We start from the raw sequence: 19,858 nt of genomic DNA, 5'->3' as shown, positions 1-19,858 counted from the left end.
CACCTACACTTTCACTTTCAAAGTTTTCATGTAAATAAGACTTGCTATTGCTCCAATTACTAAGAGAACTAAGGAAATAGCCGTTCCATATCCTAATTGATAACTCACAAATGCTTGTTTATACATAAATACAGGCAAAGTAGCCGTGCTTACCCCAGGGCCACCACCAGTCATTGTATAAATCAAGGTAAATACGCCTAAAGTCTGTAAGGTTACCAACATCAAGTTTGTTGCAATTGTACCTTTTACCATTGGAATTGTAATTTTGGTCACAATTTTCCAGCGTGAAGCACCATCCATAATAGCTGCTTCTTCTACTTCTTTTGGAATATCATCTAACGCCGATTGAAAGACCATCATTGAAAAAGCAGTGCCTCGCCAAATATTTGCAATAATTACACTAGCCATCGGAAAAGTGAACAACCATGCTATTGGCTCGATATTTAATAATCCCAATACCCAATTGGCTGTGCCACTTTCACTAAGAAATGCCACCCAACAAAATGAGACAACAACCTCTGGCGTGACCCAAGCAGCAATGATAATCAAACCAATTACTCTTCGAAAAGTTTTATTTTTTTCTCGCATTAAAAAGGCAATCAGAAATCCTAAAAAGCATTGGCCTAATACTGCTGAAAAAAATACAAAAATGATTGTATTCCAGACACTAGTTCGAAACTCTGGATCTTGAAACATGCGTGTAAAGTTTTCAAAACCAATAAATTGCAATTGACTTGCTTCAGCACCTGTTAACGCTAGATTTGTAAAAGAAAAAATAAAAGTTAAAATCATCGGACCAATAAAGAAGATTAACAACAAAACCCAACTTGGTAATAAAAAGAAAATTGACTTCAAGTTATCAGATAGTGGTTTTCTTTTATTTTCATGTTTTGATGGTTCAATTAATCCGTTTTCCATATTTTTCACCTACTTAAGTAAAAGGCGGCTGTAAAGCCGCCCATATATTATTTTTTAATATTCTCTTCTCCTACAATCCGTGTCACATTGGTTGCATAGTCTTTTGCTGCTTGTTCTGGCGTTTTTGAACCAGTCGCCACAGATTCCACCATGTTTTGAATTTCAACAGATACGTTTGGATACTTATCGTCAGCTGGACGGAAATGCGCATTCTTTAAGAAACTAGTAGCTTCAGCAATGAACGGTTGATCTTTGTATTCTGGTAATTCAGCGGAATCATCACGTACTGTTAAATTCCCTTCTGCAATTGCACGCTTGGCTTGTTCTTCTTTACCACCTAATGCTTGTATAACTTTCCATGATGCTTCTTTATTTTTAGCTTTTGCAGGAATTGCCCATGTCCAACCACCAGACATTGTAGTAGTTCCTGGTGCATCGCCATTTTGGGTTGGCATAGCAGCAAATCCAAAACGCTCGGTCATGTTTTCAACTGGAGTTGCTCCTGATTCAGTCCAATTTCCCTGACTCCAGAATCCATCCAAAAGCATAGCTACCTCATCTTTAGGAAATTTTTCTTGGAACATTACTGAACCGTAGTTACTATTAATAGCAATTGATAAGGATGGTCCTAATTTTTTCTGATTATAAATTTCATCAATAAAGTTTAATGAGTCCAAAATACCTTGGCTATTCACGTCCCATTTTCGGGTTTCTGAATCAAATAATTGGTCTTTTGTTCCATATAACAACATTTCAAAAGTTTGCATAGAAACAGACTCACCGTTTGCTTTTGCTACTCCCATACCAAAAGGAATTACTTTTGGTTGCGTCTCTTTCACTTTTTCTGCTGCAGCTACAATATCTTCCCATGTTTTTGGTTGCCAGTCTTCAGGTAAACCCGCTTTTTTAAATACATTTTTATTAAACCAAATTCCTCTGGAGTCTGATGTTCCTGGAATAGCATATAATTTACCATCTTGAGCAATAGATCCTGCTTTCAAATTCTCAGTATAATTACTCCAATCGTCCCATTTTGCTACGTAGTCATCTAAAGCTGTCAAATAGCCGGCATTGGCATCCGAGTTTAGCATGAAAGAATCCTCTGCAACAATATCTGGAGCAGTACTCTCTGATTGCATTGATAAAGCAACTTTAGAAAAATAATCACCCTCACTTGCAGTAATAGAAGATGGCGTCACTTTAATATCTGGATTATCTTTTTCAAATTTCGGAATAAATTCTTCTTCTAAAAATTTCTGCATCTTATCATGATCTCCGGTATTGCGCCAAGTAATTTTAATTTCTGTTTTTCCATCTTTACTGGCAGAACTTTCCTTTGCATCATTTCCACATCCAGCAACTAAAAACGGAACTACTAATAAAGAAGTAAACAAAGCGATTTTTTTCATTTTTGAGTTTTTCAATTTCCTAACCTCACTTCAGCTATTATTTAACTAATCCATCACTAAACAATTAATTCCGGCCGCAACTAATTGTAAGCACTTACAATATTACTTAAGTATTCAAAAAGCTCAATCATTTAAAAAAATAATTATCATCAAAATTTGCATTCAATCATAAATTTTGATGATAAAATCATTTTTTGGTGATTGGACTCCAATCTCATCACAAAAAAGCTGTAAAAATCATTACTGATTTTTACAGCTTTTACTACTTCGATTAAAAATTGAACTTTAAAAGAGTCATTAACTTTTTTCTTATTGTACGTCAATCTTTACGTTTACAGTTTGAAGTGGTACGTCATAAAATGGATCTTCACGGCGTCCTAAGAAATCTTTTGCTTGTTGTGGGAAGACGGCGTAACTTAACACGTCTTCGATTGATTTTGCGTACTCTTTGATTTCTTCTTCAAAACCTGGTAATTGTGGTGCTAGTAAATCTGCAGGACGTTTTGTGATAACTGGTTCATCCCCGATAATTTTTTCTTTGATATCTTCTTTAATAGCAACTGGTGGTTTACCGTATAGGCCACGAACGTAATCTTTGATTTCGTTTGGTACCATTTTGTAGCGTTCACCAGCCAAAATATTCATTAATGCTTGCGTACCGACCATTTGTGATAGTGGTGTTACAAGTGGTGGAAAACCTAAATCTGCCCGCACTTTTGGCACTTCAGCTAAAACTTCATCATACTTATCTGCATTGCCTTGTTCAGTCAATTGACTTAATAAGTTAGATAACATACCACCGGGAACTTGATAAATTAAAGTTTTTGGCTCTGTATCTTTTACTTTAGGATTTAGTATTCCTTCATTGCGGAAGTGATCGCGAATTGGATTAAAATAATTTGCGATTTCTTCCAATTTATCCATTTTAAGACCGGTATCAAAACCAAGACCTGATAAAGCGATAGCAACAGATTCTGTCGCCGGTTGACTCGTCCCACCTGAAAATGATGAAATTGCAGTATCGATAATATCCGCTCCAGCTTCTGCTACCTTTAAGTAGGTCATTTCTGAGATTCCACTGGTTGCATGGGTATGAACTTCCAATGGTAAAGCAATACTATCTTTAATGCGACTCACCAATTCAAAACCAGTCGCAGGGGTTAAAACTCCTGCCATATCTTTAATACAGATTGAATCTGCACCTAGTTCTGCCATTTCTTTGGCTAAAGAAACAAAATAATCGACGGTATGAAAATCGCTAGTTGTGTAAGAAATCGCTGTTTGACAATGACCACCAGCTTCTTTACATGCTTCAATTGAAGTTCGTAAATTACGGGTATCATTTAAAGCATCAAAAACCCGCACGATATCGATTCCATTTTCAACAGATTTCATGACGAATTCACGTACAACGTCATCTGCATAATTTTTGTAGCCGAGTAGATTTTGACCACGTAATAGCATTTGTAATTTCGTATTTTTGACTTCTTGGCGGATTTTGCGCAATCTTTCCCACGGGTCTTCATTTAAAAACCGTAGACAAGAATCAAATGTTGCGCCTCCCCACATCTCCAATGAATGAAAGCCAGCTTCATCCATCGTTTTGATGATTGGTAACATATCTTCAGTGGACATCCGCGTTGCGATTTGACTTTGTTGGCCGTCTCGCAAAACTGTTTCCATAAAGCGAATTTGTTTGGTCATCTCCCTACTCCTTTCTATCTTCTATTATACTTGCAATTTTTGCTTGCATTTCTTCAATTGTATGTGTTCTAGCCCGACCACAAACCTTGGCGTCTTTATTGCAAATGAGGCATTTTCTAGCAGGAAAGCCTAAATCTTGCCGACTAATTGACTGCATTTTACCATCTTTTAGCCACAAAACATCTAAATCAACCAAGCGGCCTTGTGGGTGTTTTTCTTCGATTTCGATCATTTTTCGTTTTAACAGCTCCGGGGATATCTCTGCTAAAAGTAAAAACTCCAAACCGGTTTTACGGGAAAAATAATTTGTTTCAATGATAAAGAAATCTTTTAATTCTTTGCGAACTGTCTCGACCAAAGTGATAAATGTTTTTTCCAAAGCCGGAGTATTTTTAACCGGCCCTGGAATATTCATTGTTGCTGAAAGCAAGCTTGCGTTAGCACATTTTTTTAAAAGTTCATGTTGTAATGCAACTCGTTGTTCACGAGCAGCTAACATTTCGGATAGCGCAACAGTTTCACCTTGAAAATAATTAGACATTTTTGACCACATCGATGATTGAGCCATCGCGGTATTCAATTAAAGCTACGACTTTATCGCCGTATTGAATTGGTTGCGGTTCTCCTACGATGCTATATGCTTTTTCTTTTAATTCTTCAATCGTAAATTGTGGTACATCTAGTTTTTTGAAGTGTTCAATCAAGTCTTGGCGTGCTGGATTGATAGCAATCCCAACTTCTGTTACCACAACATCAATACTTGAACCTGGCGTAACAACCGTATTTACTTGATCGACAATTGTTGCAATCCGACCACGAATAATCGGTGCAATAACCAAGCTCATTTTGCAAGCCATTGAAGTATCTGAGTGTCCCCCTGAAGCGCCGCGGATAACCCCATCAGAACCTGTAATAACATTTACATTAAAGTTTGTATCAATTTCTAAAGCAGATAAAATTGCTGTATCTAGTTGATTAATCACAGCACCTTTACTTAATGGTGAAGCATACATGTTAGCATCAATTTCATAGTGATTTGCATTTTTGCCTAATGAAATAGCAGAAGGATGATCAAAATCTTGCACATCGATAATTTTTTCCACAAGTCCTTCTTCTAATAGTTCCACCATCGCATTGGTGATTCCACCTAAAGCAAAGCTGGCTTTAATACCATCTTTAAGCATTGCTTCGCGCATAAAACGTGAAACCGCTAAAGCTGCGCCACCTGTACCTGTTTGGAAAGAAAAACCTTCTTTGTAATAAGGTGAATTTGTAATCACTTTTGCTGCATATTCGGCAATTAATAATTCTTTTGGATTTTTAGTAAAACGGGTTGCACCTTTTGCAATTCCGTTTGGATCGCCAATGGCGTCAACTTCTACTACATAATCAACATCTGTTTGAGGAATGCTGATTGGTGTATTTGGATAAGGCATTAAAGTATCAGTAATGATAACGACTTGATCAGCATATTTAGCATCAATCATAGCATAGCCTAAAGAACCACACGTTGCTTTACCAACCGTACCATTGGCATTGCCGTATTCATCTGAACTTGGCGCGCCTAAAAAGGCAACGTCAATGTGGACATCTCCTGTGGCAATCGCCCGGGCACGCCCACCGTGGGAACGGATCACAACCGGGTTTTCCATAATTCCTTCTGAGATGGCTGCGCCGACTTTGTCCCGCAAACCACTTGACGTAATATTGGTGACCACACCGTTTTTAATATGATCAATTAATGGTGCATGAACATTGGCAATAGAACTTGGTGCAATGGATAAATTTTTAATCCCCATTTTAGCAATTTCTTCTAAAACCATATTCATAACAAAGTCACCTTCACGGAAATGATGGTGGAATGAAATTGTCATGCCGTCTTTTAAGCCCGTTTTTTCAATCGCTTCACGAATACTCCCTAAAAGTTTCGTGTCTCTTGGTTTAACAGGTTTAATCTTACGACTTGATTCTTGGTATTCTTTGATATTTGCTAATTCACCTTCAAAAACACCATATTGTTCAGCAAATTGTGTTGGAATTTCGCGACCTAATTTATTTGTTGTCATTTTAAATATCCTCCTCGGAAATCAACTTGGCAGCTTTTGCTAAAGCAATGACACGTTCTGCCCGTTCCACGATAGGTTTATCTACCATTTTTCCGTTAACTGAAATAACGCCAGATCCTTTGGCTTCGGCTTCTCTGATTCCCCAAATTACTTCTTTTGCGTTTTGAATTTCTTTTTCAGTCGGTGCATATACTTTATTGACAAGTGGAATTTGGCGCGGATTAATCACTGATTTTCCATCAAAACCAAGTTGTTTAATCATTTCAACTTCTTTTAAGAAACCTGCTTCATTATCGACATCTGAATAAACTGTATCGATTGCGGCAATGCCGGCTGCTCTTGCAGAATGAAGAATGAAACTACGGGCAAAGAACAATTCTTGTCCATCTGGATAGCGACGCGTCTTCATGTTGGTTACATAGTCTTCTGCACCAAGGGCAATACCAATTAATCGGGTAGAAGCTTTCGCAATTTCCCGGGCATTTAAGACGCCTTCAGCTGATTCAATCGCTGCCATCATTTTAGTAGTCCCAACGACAATTCCATTTGCTTCTTCTACTTTTGTAATTTCAACATCTACATCCACAATATCTTGTGCTGTTTCAGTTTTTGGCAAACGGATAACATTGACGCCAGCTAAGACCATTGCAGCAATATCTTGTGCACCTACTGTATCCAAGCTGTTAATTCGGACTACGGTTTCCACACTGCTGTAATCAAATGTTTTTAAAGCAAAGTGAACCAAAGTCCGAGCTGAGTCTTTTTCTTTTAAAGAAACAGCATCTTCTAAGTCAAACATAATTGAATCAGCACCATATAAAGGCGCATCTCTCAACATTGCGGCATTAGCACCAGGTACAAACATCATCGTTCTTCTTAAGCGTTCCATGAGTCGATCTCCTTCCAGTCGTATTCTGCGACTTCACTCGCACGGTAAACCGCGGTCAATGTCCGCGCTTGAATGGTACAATCCAATGCACCTTTGTCGACTGCTGTTACCTTAGCAGCTGTTACATCCAAGCGTTTTAATGTGTTTTCAATCAAATCACGAATTTCTTGTCCATATTGTTTCTCAACACTACTATCTAACGCAATTGCAATTTTTTCTTCTTGGTTTGGAGCGACAGTAACCATAATGTCACTTGACTCCACAGTACCAGCTACTGCACTTTTTTTGATTTCCACAATTTTCACCTCAAATTTTATTTTTCTCTTTCAAGTAAGCTAAAACAGTGTCCGGAACGAAGGATTGGACAAGTGGCTCATTGTGATCTTGGAGTGCTTGTCGTACTTTGGTTGCGCTGACGATTTCACCTTCAATTGCCAAACGAGGCAAGATAGTCAGTGACAGATCCGGACGAAATACTTCTTTCATCGCTTCATTGTAAACATTGGTTACTTTTGAATAAGGTTCCTCTCCAACAAAGCGCTTTTTAATATGCAATACAGGTGCGATACGTTCTTTAAAAAGGGTTGCATCTAAACGGGCTTGAACGCTAGCAACATTTAACTCGGCACGATCTTTTAAGAAATAGGCTGGGAATGTTAAAGATGACACCATATAATCTCTGGCCGGTAAAACCGTCACATCTTCAAACTCTTTTAAGCCGTTTTTAACTAAAGCGAAGCGTTCAGGACTGGAAAATTCTGATTTTTCTTCTGAGACAACAAAAACATAGACATGATCACAAACTTTACGTGCTTGTTCCACCAAGTATTTATGGCCTAAGGTAAACGGATTAGCATTCATCACGATACTACCGTTTTCACCTGGATGATCAAAACGAGCAATATAATTTAAATAGTCGTCAAAACTAGGTTCTCCTTGTTCCATAAACAATACTTCTTTAGTATTCATGATTTTTTTGAATCCTAAAGAACGAAAAATAACTTCTTTATCCGGTGCAGTGTAAACAAAGTAGTGAAAAATATCCTCTTCATGCAAGCGTTCAATTAAATGAACAATAATTTGTGTCAACAAGTTTTCAGATTGATATCTTTTGCATACTAATAAATACTTAATGATATTGTCTGACAGAGATCCGGTCGCAATTAATTCTTCACCATCATAAATTCCTACAGTATACGTCGCATCTTCAGCAGGGTGCAGCCCACCGGCTTGTAAAAATTCACTCCACTGATTATGGTCTTTTACATCTTGGATCAACCAGAGTCTTTTTAGTGTTAACATCTTTTCTCACCCGATTATTTTTTATTTTGGCGGAAATAATTTCGCCAATAATTGTGAGGCTGCGTAAATGATTAAGATTACGACAAAAACGCCGCCCCAACCAAAACCTAATAGTTCAAATGCAATTTTTAAATCTTCAAACATGGTTTTCCTCCTTTTGTTATCAAGCTGTTTTTCACTTGCAAATTATTATGCTAATAGCGCTAATAACAGACCGCCTGCGATAACAGAAGCAATCTGACCTGAAACGTTGGCACCAGCTGCATGCATCAAAATGAAGTTTTGCGGATCTTCTTCTGTCGCCATTTTTTGAATAACACGACTTGACATTGGGAACGCAGAAATACCAGCAGCACCAATCATTGGATTTACTTTTTCTTTTCTAAACAAGTTCAACACTTTGGCAAACAACACACCACCGACAGAGTCCATCACAAATGCGACTAAACCTAACCCGATAACGATTAATGTATCTACTTTTAAGAAATCGTTGGCTTGCATTTTTACTGAAATTGTTAAACCAAGTAAGATACTTACCAAGTTAACCAATTCGTTTTGTGCGGAAACTGACAAACGATCTAAAACGCCACATTCTCTTAACAAGTTACCAAACATTAAGAAACCTACTAATGGCAATGACACTGGCGCAATCAAACCTGCTACGATCGTAATAACGATTGGGAATAAAATTTTTGCTGTTTGTGATACCGCCCCAGCATGATAGGTCATGCGGATTTGACGTTCTTTTTTCGTTGTAACAGCTTTAATGGCTACTGGTTGGATAATTGGTACCAAGGCCATGTATGAGTAAGCCGCTACCATAATTGCCCCCATATATTTTGAGTTCAATGTGTTCGCCACAAAGATTGAAGTCGGACCGTCTGCGGCACCGATAATCCCGATTGAAGCAGCATCATTAATATCAAAGCCAAGTAAAACGGCTACGATAACAGTAAAGAAAATACCAAATTGGGCAGCTGCACCGAATAATAGCAAGAACGGATTTTGTAATAATGGCCCAAAATCGATCATGGCACCAATCCCGATAAATAATAGTAGTGGGAATAATTCTGTACTGATTCCGGCATCAAATAATACTTGGAAAGGACCAGCTTCGCCACCGGCTTGTAAAACACCTGAATTTGGGAAGTTCACTAAAATTGTTCCCAGACCCATTGGCACCAATAATGTTGGTTCGTATTCTTTTTTAATCCCTAGGTACATCAACAAGCCGCCGATTAGCATCATGACAATTCTTCCCGGCTCTTGTCCCATACCGATAATTCCTTCTAAAAGAGTTTCCACTTAATTCACTTCCTATATCAAATTTTCATTTCTAATCGATCAAATTAACCAATTGTAATTAACGCTTCACCAGGGTTAACCATTTGGCCTTGTGTCACATGAATTCCTGTTACTGTACCAGCTTTTGGTGCAACAACTTCATTTTCCATTTTCATCGCTTCTAAAATCATAACTGGTTGATTTTCTTTGACTTCATCGCCAACGTTTACTAAAATTTTCAAAATTGTTCCCGGCATTGGAGCTGTCATTGCATCTGCACTTGCTGGTGTTGTAGCGGCAGTTGCTTGTGGTGCTTCTTCTTTTGGCGCTGCTGCAGGAGCTGTTTGAACTGGTGCAGCTGTTTGTGGTGCTGGTGCTGCCGGCTGTGGCACGCCGCCAATTTCTTCCATTTCTACTAAATACTCTGTTCCATCAATTGCAATTTTGAATTTACGTAACATAATCATTCTCCTCTTTCATAGATAGTTTTATTTTTTCATGATTTTCTTGACCGTCAATTGACTGTCTTCTTGTTCACCTGCAGCAATACTCGCTGAGATAATGGATACGAGCTTGGCCTCAGGATTGCGTTCTAAGATTCGTTTCACGACAAACTGGCTATCTGACTGTTCACCGGCCATAATTGCGGAGGCAATAACGCTAACAAGTTCATAATTTTTTGGATCTGTTTCAATATAAGCGGGTACTTCCTGCCATGGTGATGTAGGTTGTTTCTCTACTGCAGAAGGTGAGATAGGTTGCGCTTCTTCGGTTTTCTTTTGACGGAAAAAATCCCATAATCCCATCGACTCACTCCTTTCTTTTCATCTTCTTAAACCTTGTCGGCTACAGATAATTTCAAAATTTGGTGTTACTGTCTTACAACATCCTCATTATAGAATGATTTACTTTATTGAGAAGATTTGCTTTCTGATTAAATTGTTCTTTTACTGTTTCAAAATCACACATTTTACTAAAAACGCTTTAAAACGTTGATTTAACAGCCTTTTCACTCCGTTAAGATTTTATTAATAACTTTTTAAGCACTAAATAAGATTTGTTGTCTCAAATTGTTTTTTTCGTGTTCCTTTTTAAAAAGCTTGTTTTTTTTTAGAAAATTCTTACGTATGATGTAAGCGTTAGCAGAAGAATTGTGAAAAAATGCATTTGTTAGCCAGCTTTTACATCACATTTTGGCGCTAGCACAAAAAAACTGTTTTTGAAAGGAAGAAGGAAATGTTACTTACTATTTTGTCTTACCTCATGATTATCGTCTTCATGTTCGTTATCATGAAAAAGAAATTATCTCCACTTACGTCATTAGTTATTATTCCTTTAGTATTTGCTTTAATCGCACTGGCTGCTGGTGTAACCGCACCACCTGTCGTTGACGGTGTAGCCGGTAGCAACAATATCGGCGATTGGGTTATGGAAGGTATCAAAACAACCTCTAACACAGGGATCATGTTATTATTTGCCATCCTTTACTTCTCTATCATGTTAGATGCTGGCCTTTTTGATCCAATCACTAAAAAAATGATCCATTTTGCCAAAGGCGATCCAATGAAAGTTTTGATTGCCACTGCAGTTGTAGCCGCAGCTGTTTCTTTAAACGGTGACGGTACAACAACAACATTAATCTGCTGTTCTGCTTTTATTCCAATCTATAAAAAATTAGATATGAAATTAATGAACCTAGGTGTTTTGGTTATTTTGCAAAACACAATCATGAACTTATTGCCATGGGGCGGACCAACTGCACGGGCAATGGCCGTGTTAGATGTTGGTGCTGAAATTCTAGCTTACCTAATGCCAGGTATGATTCTTTCTGTTTTATTCGTTATCTTTATAGTAGCACCTCACATGGGACGTCAGGAAAGAAAACGCTTAGGGATTAAAGAATTATCAGATGCAGAAATTGAAGAAATGACTGCTGTTACAGACCCAGAAACAATGGCAATTCGTCGTCCAAAACTTTTTGCTTTTAATGGAATCATGACTATTGTTTTAATTGCTTGGTTAGTATTGAGTTCATTTGCAGATCAAATTGGTTTACCTGGTTGGTTTGCACAACCACCATTGTTCTTGTTCTTATTAGGTACTTGTATTGCGTTAATCGTAAACTACCCTGTCTTAAAAGATCAGTCAGCTCGTATCGGCGCTAACGGTGGCGATGCTGTTCAAGTAGTTATTCTAGTTTTTGCTGCTGGTGTCTTCATGGGTATTTTCCAAGGTTCAGGTTTAGCTGAAGCATTGGCAACAAGTTTCACTTACATTATTCCAAAACAACTTGCTGGTTTCTGGGGTATTGTAATTGCATTAATTTCAGCACCAGGTACATTCTTCATCTCAAATGATGGTTTCTACTTTGGTGTTATGCCAGTCTTAGCTGAAGCAGGTCGTGCTTATGGTTTTACCAATATGCAAATGGCACTTGCTTCATTAATGGGACAAGCATTCCACTTATTGTCACCATTAGTAGCATTTATCTACTTACTACTACGTTTAACAAAACTAGATATGGGACAATGGCAACGAGAAGCTGGGAAATGGGCCGCTTGTATCTTCGTCATCTTCGTGGTAACGATTATGTTATTCGGTCACTTACCGTTTTATATCCCACAAAAATAAAGTTACAAAAAAAACCGGGCCATTTTCGACCCGGTTTTTTTCTTTTTATTACCTACTATTATCTAAAAGAAAAAACGCTTGTTGACAAATAACAAGATAGAAAATATGATGAGGCGAGAAATCAAGTCCCAATTCACTTAAAAAGACTTCCATAAAAGGATGATTGATAAAAATGAACGCAACCATTGCAGCCGTTAAAAATAATTTAGACTTATCTCAAAATCAACCCTTAAAACTTTCTATTTACGAAGCATTTCGAAAAAGTATTATTTTAGGTCAAATTCCTGCTGGTGAGAGAATCAACGAAAAAGAATTCTCAGAAACGCTAAATATCAGTCGGACCCCGATTCGCTTTGCTTTGCACCAATTAGTAGAAGAACAATTAGTCGAACATGTTCCCCGCGTTGGTATCGTAGTTAAAGGAATTAGTATAAAAGACGCCCACGAAATTTATGATATTCGCAAGTCGCTGGATACACTTGCGACAATTAAGGCCATGCAGCTTATGACCCCAAAAGATTTCGATGATTTGCGGGCTTTATTAGAAGAAGGCGACCGCCTCAATCAAGAAGATAAAGTCGATGAAGTTTTACAAAACTTCTCTGACTTCAATTCGTTTATTTATGAAAAGAGTCAGATGAAACGTTTGAAAACTATTGTGACAGATCTACAAGCCTACCTCGTTTATTTTCGTGATATTGCCATTCGCTCATCTGAACGGCGTTATCGCGCACTAGAGGAGCATTGGCTACTTTATCGCGGTATGGTGACAAACGATATTACCCAAGTAACGCTAATTACCCATGAACATTTAAACCACTCCTTACAATTTATTTTACAAGAAATGGAGTCACATCAAATTGAATAACCAATACCACACCGTCGTTGCCGCAGCTGAAAAGGGGCTTTTTTACGAAGTTGCCCTTTCACCAAAACCAGGGCTAGTGGACCGTCTAACTAACGGCGCTCACAAAGATATGGATTTTTATTTATTCATTGATAGCATCTTGGCGCTATCCCCTTATTTTTCTCAATATTTAAAAGCCGGACTACAACACCAGGGAACTCCGGCTGAACTGTTTTATACTTTACGCCAACTAGGCCAACAAGCTGAAGCGGCCATGTTTACTGCGACAAATGGAATCAACACTCATAAAGGTGCCAATTTTTCTTTTGCGGTTTTATTAGGTGCGACAGGACTACATCTACAAAAAAGCCAGTTGCCTTTGACTGCAACTGACTCTGAAAATATTTTAAAATTAAGTCAAGCCATTACCAAAGACTTATTAAAAACCGACTTTAAAAATGTTGCGTCAAAAAAAGAACTGACACACGGTGAAAAGCTTTACCTAGCTAAAGGAGCGACAGGCATTCGTGGTCAAGCCGCAGCAGGTTATCCGGCTTTAGGAGAAGTTTTACTTCCTTATCTGCGGGAAAATCGTAATTTGCCCCGTGAAGAATTATTATTACGGGCATTGGTCTTTTTAATGAGTGAATTAGAAGACAGTAACGTCTTACATCGCGGCGGAGCAACAGCCCTTATTACGCTAAAGGCAGAAATGCAGCAACTCCATGCAAAAGAGTTAACCAACGCAGAACTAATAAGAGCGCTCATCCAATATGATGAAATTTTAATTTCCCGCAATTGGAGTCCTGGGGGTGCCGCCGATTTATTATCCCTTGGCATCTACTTTGCCCTTTTAGAAGGACTATTTTAAATAGTTGCGACAAATGTATAACCGATTCCCCACACTGTTTGCAAATATTTTGCATTTTTCGGATCATCTTCAATCTTATTGCGTAAATGATTGATAAAGACCATAATAGTGTTGGCATCGGTTTTTTCTTCGTCCCAAACACTTTGGTAAATCTGTTCCTTTGAAAAAACCTGGTTGGGATTTTCCATAAAAAACTGCATAAGTTGTGTTTCTTTGGAAGATAGTTTAAGTGCTACATCGTTTTTATAAAGCTGGTAGCGTTTTTTATCATACGTAAATTCACCAAGTTTTAAGACATTGCTGGTTTTAATTTGTTGACCATTATGTTTTTTTAACACCAAACTGCGGTCTAAAGAAGCCAAGACTTGCGCCTTTAAAATAGCAGGCGAAAATGGCTTGGTCAAATATAAGTCCGCCCCTGTTTCAAGGCCGGTAACGATATCTTGATCTTGTGTTTTACCACTTAAAAAAATAATGGGTACGACGCTGTTTTCATTGCGAATCATTTGTGCTAAGTGATACCCGTCATTTTCATATTCCAAACTAATATCTAATAAAAATAAATCAAATTCCACCCGACTCATAATATCAATCGTTTTTTCAATTGAATCACTTTGATAAATCAGGATACCAGTCGATTGCAGTGATTTCCAAATTAAGCGGCGAATCGCTGGATCATCGTCAACTACTAAGATTTTTTCATTGCGCATCGCAAATTCCTCCAAGTTAAAATGAAAGGCTTACCAAAAAATGAAAAAGTTAACTAAAAAAATGAATGCACTTTTTATCACGGTGATGGCGATAACTTTAACAGGTATTCTCATCACGGCTTTAGGCTATCATAACATACAACAAGAAGCTTTAAAAATGGGAAAAACACAATTAGAACAGGTCAATGAGGTAAGTACCAAATTAATTGTAGCTGAAATTACAAGTAGTGCCAGCGAGTTGGACAGTTTTGTAACGGATACGATTAATACGGATACCCCCTTACAACTACCGCAGCAAAATGATCTTATTACGCAATTTTTTATGCGCAATCACGCTTTTTCTGGTATCTTTCTTTTTGATAAAGAGGGACAACCATTAGAAAGTCATTATTCTGCTAAAAATCAGGTGACCAATGGTACCTTAAGTAAAAAAATGACTACGGATCCTTTCTTTCAAAAAGCACTAAAAGGACAAGTCAACCAAAATGGCAAGGTCTATTTTATTCAGCAAAACTCTTTTTTTAATCTCTACCATCCAATTTACAATACAAAAAAAGAGCTACAAGGGTTAGTTGTCGTACCGTTAAATTTAGAGCAATTATTCTTAGATAAAATTCAACCAACGGATACAGAACAACGTTACCCTCTAATGAAAAATGAAAAAATGGAAGTCGTCATGCATCCGGCCCGAGAACAAATAGGATTAAATATTATAACTGGCCGTAAAAAACGTTTTCCTAACCTAGATTATACCGATTTAGAAAAACTCGATGCCTACCAAAAAAAGCACGAAAAAGGCAGCCTAAGTTATCATTCTTATTGGTGGAATGAGTCGGATTTAACTTCTGTTTTAAAACTCAACGCCTTTCAATGGGTAAAAATTGGCGAAGAGCGCTTTGTCATCGCCAATACAGTAGACTTTTACCAAGATAACGGTTGGATTTTGCACGATCTACTAATCAATTTAGGGCTTGTTGTGATTTTGTTAATGGTTGCATCGCTTTTAGTTTTGATGGTCCGCCTGCTTGCCAAACAACAGCACACAACTAATGAAAACCAACGCTTAAAAGAAAAACGGCAATTAGAAGCTGAAAAACACCAATTGGAAAAAAGTCTCCTACAAGAGTCAAAAATGGAAACAATCGGTCTTGTTACAACCGGAATCGTACATGATATGAACAATTTTTTAACGCCTTTAATTGGTAATATTGAGCTGTTAATGACAGAACACACAGATGATCCAGAACTTATCGCAGATTTAGAAGATATGCATTATGCCGCTAAAAAAGGACAACAACTTTCGCAACGAATTTTGCATTTTTCAAAAGAAAAAGATCAAACGAAAAAAGTACAGTCTTTAAATCAAGCAATCGAAGAAGCTGTTACAACGATGAAAATTCTAATTCCAAAATCTGTCACCATCATAAAAGAAATCGACCTTTCAGCCGATGCCTTATTCCAACAAGACGATGTTCAAGTTTTACTCTATAACTTAATCACCAATGCCTATCAAGCAAAATCGGACGCGACTATTACTGTTTCACTGACCACACCTTCTGCTGTGATGCAGGCAAAAATTACAGAAGGCGCGTTTATTTATCAAAATAAAAAGTTAGCACTGATTCAAGTTTCAGATAATGGTCCTGGTATTGATAAAAGTATTAAAGATCAGATCTTCACACCATTTCTAACTACTAGAAAAGAAGAAGGGGGAACCGGACTTGGTCTTTTCATTGTCTCTTCCATCGTCAAACGCAACAGCTGGCTAATGGAGGTCACAAGTTCAAAAGAAGGCACTACCTTCAGTTTGATCATTCCTATCAGTAGTAAAGAATCATAGTTTTAAACTGCAAAAAGACCGGAAAATGTCGCATCTCACGCTGCATTTTCCGATCTTTTTTACTAGTAGGAGTATCCCTACCCAGCTTTTCATACTAGCTTTCTTTTGCTTTAAGTTGAAATTTCTAGAAATTTAAAGAGCAATTTTCAAAAATCCTATCCTTATTTTTTGCAGTCTGAGCAAGTTTGTTCAGCTTTTCTTATTGGCTAGCTTCACCTACTAGTCCGCCAAGAAATAAGTTGAAATTTTCAAAAATTTAAGAAGCAATTTTCGAAAATCCCATCCTTATTTTTTGCGGTCTGGGCAAGTTTGTTCAGCTTTTCTTATTGCAATGTTAAAAACATACCGACAAAGCCTAAACCGTTATAGAGCATATGCACCAGCATTGAGCAACGTAAATCTTCTGTTTTTTGATACACACTTGCCAACACAATTCCTAAAGTCATATATAAAAGTAATGCCATTGAAATGCGGGGTTCATGCATTAGACCAAATAATAATGCCGAAGTGAGTACGGCTAAAACTTTTGCACGGGCAGTATCTTTATTCCAAAAGTAATTCATAAAGATCCCGCGAAACAGCAATTCTTCAATTATCGGGGCTAAAATCACACCATAGACAGTCAGGGTGATGGGATTTACCAAAAAGCTTTGATTAATCCCGGCTTGATTTTCCGTTGTTTCTGGCAAAAAATTTGCTAGCACAATATTAGCAGCAAACATCGCCAAGACACCTAAAAGCACATACTTCCATTTTCCTACGACTTTTTTTTGACCAATTGCGCGGGGGTTGTAGACCAGCAACTGCTTTTGGTAGCGCGTTGTTAAAAAATAAATAAACCCGCCAGCGACTAACACACTAATTAAAGCGAGCAACACATCGCTAATTTTCGGCAAAAAGACCACCGTTGAAACAAGATTTTGTAATAGAATAAAACCACAATAAAAGATTAAACGTTTTAATAAACTTGTTTGTGTCATACCATTCCTCCAGGTTTTTATTCAAAGTTAAAGACAAAGGTGAAATTTCACCCAGATAGCGAGTAAAACTTCACCTTGCTGTTTTAAAATACCTTTTAAAAGATGCTAGTCATCAGGCTTTTTTTTTATACATCCTTTATTAAGCCTTTAAACAAGCCGACAATAAATTCATTAGGATCAAAAGGTTCCAAGTCATCGATACCTTCTCCTAAACCAACTAATTTAACCGGTAGATGCAATTCATTTCGAATGGCTAAAACAATCCCACCTTTAGCAGTTCCGTCTAATTTTGTTAAAATCAGCCCCGTCACATCCGTCGTTTCCTTAAATTGCTTAGCTTGAACCATCGCATTTTGTCCAGTGGTGGCATCTAAAACCAATAGGACTTCATGAGGAGCATCAGGTGCTTCCCGCTTGATAACACGCTTAATTTTTTCCAATTCATTCATTAAGTTGACTTTATTTTGCAATCGTCCCGCGGTATCAACTAATAAAATATCCGCATTTTGTGCCTTCGCTTTTTCCATGGCATCATAAACTACCGCAGCCGGATCCCCCCCGGCATTGCCACGAACCACTTCTACACCAGCGCGCTGACCCCAAACCACTAATTGGTCAATCGCACCCGCACGAAATGTATCCGCTGCAGCTAAGAGTACTTTTTTTCCGGCTTGTTTATACTCATAAGCCAATTTACCAATGCTTGTCGTTTTACCGACACCATTTACCCCAACAAAAAGCATAACTGTTAAACCATTAGGTTGAATATTTAACGTATTGACCTCATCGCTACCGGCTTCATCATACAAATCAACCAATTTTTCAATCATAACATTTTGTACTTCGGCTGGCTTTTTCACGTTCTGTAATTTTACTTCTTGGCGTAAATCGTCGGCAATTTTCATTGCTGCTTCAAAACCAACATCCGCACCAATCAAGGTTTCTTCTACTTCTTCAAAAAACGCTTCATCCACACTACGGAAGTTGGCAAACAATTCATTTAAGCGTTGCCCAAAAGTTTTTCGTGATTTTTTTAACCCTTTGTCATATTTTTCCTGTACATTTTCTGAAGCAATTGGCTCTTTTTGTTCTTTAATTTCTTCTACTTGTTCTTCTTTGGAAACAAAAGTAGCAGCTTCACTGACAGGTGGTGTAAAATCAACAGTTTCTGACTGATTGGCATTTGCTTCAACCGTTGATTTTTTTTCAGTCTCGGCTGGTTCAGTGACAACAAAAGCAGCACCATCTTCTGCAGGATCTTCTTTCTTTTCGACCTTGGAATCGGTAATATTTTGTTCTTCTGAGATTTCTGCTGGGATTTCAACTTGTGTAGTAGCAGGTATTTGGGCTACTTTTTCAGTAGCAGCCGGTATATCCGCAGCATTTTCTGTACTTTCTGTACCTTCTATACTTTCTGCACTTTCAGCTGGCGTATCCGGGTTTGATTGCGGTCTGTCATCAGACAGATTTTCCTTTGTTTCTTCGGGTGGCACTTGTGTTTCTTCGGGAGTTTTTGGTTCAGCTTCCCCCATTAAAGCCTTTTTAATCTTATCGAAAAAGCCCATATTGAACCTCCTTATCGTAATTTTGCTTTCATTTATTGTAACACGTATTTTTCGACTACTTGTGCTACGCCGTCTGCGACATTACTAGCAGTGATAACGTCCGCAGCTTCTTTGACCATCGCTACCGCATTATCCATTGCCACACCCATTCCCGCGTATTCAATCATCGGTAGATCATTTTCTTCATCACCAATCGCCATGACTTCCGCAGCTGTAATGCCAAGATGCTCTGCTAACAATTTACAGCCATACGCTTTGGTTACACCTTTTGGCATGAATTCCAGTAAAACATCGCGTGTTTTGATAATTTCATAACGTTCTTTGAACTCAGCTGGGATTTTTGCCAACTGTTGATCCAAGTATTCTTGCTCAAAAGCAACCACTGCTTTGTTGTATAACAATTCTTCCGTTAATTCTGCTTGTGAAAAGGGTTGGAAGTGTAACAATGGATTTAACTTGGAATAAATAGATTGGTGATCTGGAGCTGTAGGCAGAATATAAACGACTTCATCGGAAACAATATCTAATGGTAACGCCAAATCACGCGCTAATTTTACCAATTCTTGTACATTATCATAGCTTAAAACAGATTTCGCCATTACTTCACCAGTATCGTTTTTTTGCACGAGCCCACCGTTAAACGTGATACTGTAATCTCCAGCCTCTTTTAACTCCAATTCCTCCAAATAAGGTCTGATTGCCCGTAAAGGTCGTCCTGTACATAAAACAATCTTTACCCCTTGTGCTTTAGCCTTTGCCAAAGCCTCTTTATTACGTTGACTAATTTTCTTTTCTTGATCTAGTAACGTACCATCAAGATCAATAGCGATCATCTTAATCAA

At 37.9% G+C, this 19,858-nt stretch carries 20 protein-coding genes; 4 read left to right on the top strand and 16 right to left on the bottom strand.

Translation table 11 applies throughout. The annotated features are described in order from the left end of the window. Positions 1–3 precede the first annotated feature (3 nt). The 12 genes from JZO76_RS07025 to JZO76_RS06975 form a co-directional block, all read right to left on the bottom strand. A complete protein-coding gene (locus JZO76_RS07025) occupies positions 4–918 on the bottom strand; it encodes a carbohydrate ABC transporter permease (RefSeq protein WP_206903416.1) in 915 nt (304 codons plus the stop codon). A 47-nt stretch (positions 919–965) separates the two neighbouring features. Continuing rightward, entirely contained in the window at positions 966–2,327 is a 1,362-nt protein-coding gene (locus JZO76_RS07020; protein WP_206903650.1) for an extracellular solute-binding protein, read from the bottom strand. Between the two features lie 309 nt (positions 2,328–2,636). Next, complete coding sequence (locus tag JZO76_RS07015) at positions 2,637–4,031, bottom strand: oxaloacetate decarboxylase subunit alpha (RefSeq protein WP_206903415.1); 1,395 nt, start codon at positions 4,029–4,031, stop codon at positions 2,637–2,639. Between the two features lie 4 nt (positions 4,032–4,035). After that, a complete protein-coding gene (gene citX / locus JZO76_RS07010; protein ID WP_206903414.1) occupies positions 4,036–4,572 on the bottom strand; it encodes a citrate lyase holo-[acyl-carrier protein] synthase in 537 nt (178 codons plus the stop codon). Continuing rightward, positions 4,565–6,097, bottom strand: a complete 1,533-nt coding sequence (gene citF, locus JZO76_RS07005) for a citrate lyase subunit alpha (RefSeq protein ID WP_206903413.1) — start codon at positions 6,095–6,097, stop codon at positions 4,565–4,567. Before citF ends, citX begins: the two co-directional genes overlap by 8 nt. Position 6,098: 1 nt before the next feature. Next, entirely contained in the window at positions 6,099–6,986 is an 888-nt protein-coding gene (gene citE / locus JZO76_RS07000) for a citrate (pro-3S)-lyase subunit beta (protein WP_206903412.1), read from the bottom strand. Then, the gene (citD, locus tag JZO76_RS06995; protein WP_206903411.1) at positions 6,974–7,282 is read right to left on the bottom strand and encodes a citrate lyase acyl carrier protein; all 309 of its coding nucleotides are present in this window, start codon (positions 7,280–7,282) and stop codon (positions 6,974–6,976) included. Before citD ends, citE begins: the two co-directional genes overlap by 13 nt. A 10-nt stretch (positions 7,283–7,292) precedes the next feature. Continuing rightward, on the bottom strand, positions 7,293–8,288 hold the full coding sequence (gene citC, locus JZO76_RS06990) for a [citrate (pro-3S)-lyase] ligase (RefSeq protein ID WP_206903410.1): 996 nt from the start codon (positions 8,286–8,288) through the stop codon (positions 7,293–7,295). A 21-nt stretch (positions 8,289–8,309) separates the two neighbouring features. Next, positions 8,310–8,432 carry an OadG-related small transporter subunit gene (locus tag JZO76_RS14200; RefSeq protein WP_095006513.1) on the bottom strand — a complete coding sequence of 41 codons (123 nt, stop codon included), beginning with the start codon at positions 8,430–8,432 and terminating at the stop codon, positions 8,310–8,312. Between the two features lie 45 nt (positions 8,433–8,477). After that, positions 8,478–9,593 (bottom strand): sodium ion-translocating decarboxylase subunit beta, encoded by a 1,116-nt coding sequence (locus JZO76_RS06985; protein WP_206903409.1) that lies wholly within the window; start codon positions 9,591–9,593, stop codon positions 8,478–8,480. Positions 9,594–9,637: 44 nt separating this feature from the next. Continuing rightward, positions 9,638–10,033 carry an acetyl-CoA carboxylase biotin carboxyl carrier protein subunit gene (locus tag JZO76_RS06980; RefSeq protein WP_206903408.1) on the bottom strand — a complete coding sequence of 132 codons (396 nt, stop codon included), beginning with the start codon at positions 10,031–10,033 and terminating at the stop codon, positions 9,638–9,640. 27 nt (positions 10,034–10,060) lie between these two features. Further along, positions 10,061–10,378 (bottom strand): hypothetical protein, encoded by a 318-nt coding sequence (locus JZO76_RS06975; protein WP_206903407.1) that lies wholly within the window; start codon positions 10,376–10,378, stop codon positions 10,061–10,063. A gap of 430 nt (positions 10,379–10,808) precedes the next feature. On the opposite strand from JZO76_RS06975, the gene JZO76_RS06970 reads away from it, so the two are divergent. From JZO76_RS06970 to citG, 3 genes are all read left to right on the top strand, one after another. Continuing rightward, positions 10,809–12,203 (top strand): CitMHS family transporter, encoded by a 1,395-nt coding sequence (locus JZO76_RS06970; RefSeq protein ID WP_206903406.1) that lies wholly within the window; start codon positions 10,809–10,811, stop codon positions 12,201–12,203. A gap of 172 nt (positions 12,204–12,375) precedes the next feature. After that, positions 12,376–13,071, top strand: coding sequence for a GntR family transcriptional regulator (locus JZO76_RS06965; RefSeq protein ID WP_206903405.1), 696 nt, complete (start codon positions 12,376–12,378; stop codon positions 13,069–13,071). After that, complete coding sequence (gene citG / locus JZO76_RS06960; protein ID WP_206903404.1) at positions 13,064–13,921, top strand: triphosphoribosyl-dephospho-CoA synthase CitG; 858 nt, start codon at positions 13,064–13,066, stop codon at positions 13,919–13,921. Before JZO76_RS06965 ends, citG begins: the two co-directional genes overlap by 8 nt. Here citG and JZO76_RS06955 read toward each other — a convergent pair. After that, entirely contained in the window at positions 13,918–14,631 is a 714-nt protein-coding gene (locus JZO76_RS06955; RefSeq protein ID WP_206903403.1) for a response regulator transcription factor, read from the bottom strand. The genes citG and JZO76_RS06955 overlap by 4 nt on opposite strands. 40 nt (positions 14,632–14,671) lie before the next feature. Between JZO76_RS06955 and JZO76_RS06950 the strand changes: the two genes are divergently transcribed. Beyond that, on the top strand, positions 14,672–16,471 hold the full coding sequence (locus JZO76_RS06950) for a sensor histidine kinase (RefSeq protein WP_206903402.1): 1,800 nt from the start codon (positions 14,672–14,674) through the stop codon (positions 16,469–16,471). A gap of 323 nt (positions 16,472–16,794) precedes the next feature. On the opposite strand, the gene JZO76_RS06945 is transcribed toward JZO76_RS06950, so the two are convergent. The 3 genes from JZO76_RS06945 to JZO76_RS06935 form a co-directional block, all read right to left on the bottom strand. Continuing rightward, entirely contained in the window at positions 16,795–17,451 is a 657-nt protein-coding gene (locus tag JZO76_RS06945) for a CPBP family intramembrane glutamic endopeptidase (RefSeq protein WP_206903401.1), read from the bottom strand. A 125-nt stretch (positions 17,452–17,576) separates the two neighbouring features. Continuing rightward, positions 17,577–19,016 (bottom strand): signal recognition particle-docking protein FtsY, encoded by a 1,440-nt coding sequence (gene ftsY, locus JZO76_RS06940; protein ID WP_206903400.1) that lies wholly within the window; start codon positions 19,014–19,016, stop codon positions 17,577–17,579. A gap of 32 nt (positions 19,017–19,048) precedes the next feature. Further along, the gene (locus tag JZO76_RS06935) at positions 19,049–19,858 is read right to left on the bottom strand and encodes a Cof-type HAD-IIB family hydrolase (RefSeq protein ID WP_206903399.1); all 810 of its coding nucleotides are present in this window, start codon (positions 19,856–19,858) and stop codon (positions 19,049–19,051) included.

This window comes from Candidatus Enterococcus myersii (assembly GCF_017316025.1).
In the GTDB taxonomy this organism is placed as follows: domain Bacteria; phylum Bacillota; class Bacilli; order Lactobacillales; family Enterococcaceae; genus Enterococcus_C; species Enterococcus_C montenegrensis.
This window is presented reverse-complemented; position numbering and strand designations above follow the sequence as displayed.